We start from the raw sequence: 789 nt of genomic DNA on the forward strand, positions 1-789 counted from the left end.
TGGGAGCCAGCCGCCGAAGGTGGGACAGATGATTGGGGTGAAGTCGTAACAAGGTAGCCGTATCGGAAGGTGCGGCTGGATCACCTCCTTTCTAAGGATAATTACGGAATACAGATCTTTATCTGTATCTTAACGTTTTGCAGTTCAGTTTTGAATGTTCATNGTAGCCGTATCGGAAGGTGCGGCTGGATCACCTCCTTTCTAAGGATAATTACGGAATACAGATCTTTATCTGTAGCTTAACGTTTTGCAGTTCAGTTTTGAATGTTCATTTTTATGAGCATTTGAAACTTGTTCTTTGAAAACTGGATAAAACGACATTGAAAGCAACAAATTCAAGAAATTCAATAGAATCACTAACGTGATTTTTATTTTGTGTAGTACTTTTAACTACTGATTGAACGGTTTTCTTTNGGTGAAGTCGTAACAAGGTAGCCGTATCGGAAGGTGCGGCTGGATCACCTCCTTTCTAAGGATAATTACGGAATACAGATCTTTATCTGTAGCTTAACGTTTTGCAGTTCAGTTTTGAATGTTCATTCATTTGAGCATTTCAACACTTGCTCCTGCGATTACTCGTCGCAAAGGAACAAGACCTTTGTTCTTTGAAAACTGGATAAAACGACATTGAAAGCAACAAATTCAAGAAATTCAATAGAATTACTAACGTGATTTTTATTTTGTGTAGTACTTTTAACTACTGATTGAACGGTTTTCTTTTGAAAACCAAATTAGGTTAAGTTAATAAGGGCGCACGGTGAATGCCTTGGCACTAGGAGTCGACGAAGG

Origin of the sequence: Psychrobacillus vulpis (assembly GCF_006861825.1) — a bacterium.
In the GTDB taxonomy this organism is placed as follows: Bacteria; Bacillota; Bacilli; order Bacillales_A; family Planococcaceae; genus Psychrobacillus; species Psychrobacillus vulpis.